Source organism: Belnapia sp. AC561 (genome assembly GCF_979252845.1).
This window is the reverse complement of the sequence record NZ_CEEDBP010000153.1, coordinates 1-298: the sequence shown is the minus strand read 5'-3', so window position 1 is coordinate 298 and position 298 is coordinate 1. Positions and strand designations below refer to the sequence as shown.

Annotated in this window: 1 protein-coding gene; it reads right to left on the bottom strand. The window is 59.4% G+C overall.

Going from position 1 to position 298, the window contains the following annotated elements; translation table 11 throughout:
* Positions 1-214 (bottom strand): hypothetical protein (locus AC0IW9_RS30535; RefSeq protein WP_471652063.1); only part of this gene is annotated, 214 nt, incomplete at its 3' end.
* Between the last annotated feature and the right edge of the window lie 84 nt (positions 215-298).

Genomic DNA, 298 nt, shown 5'->3' with positions numbered 1-298 from the left:
GCTCCATAAGGCTGGCGTAGGGCGAACCCACCAACCCACAAAGCTCACCGGCGGCGAGGCCCAATTGGCTTTCGCACGCGGCGTCTAAAAACAGAAGGGTCCAGCTCGCCTCATTAAGCCGCTCGAAACGCAACATGCCAAGCCGCGAAGGCACTGGCAACTGCGTCACAACCTCGACCGCCGGACGGCTGGCGGCATCGGTATGGCTTTTCATCGGGAGACTCGCTTCCAGTATGCTGAACGAGTGGCTCAGGGCCACTTCATCGGTAAGGGTGCATCATGCGAACAAGACTGACAA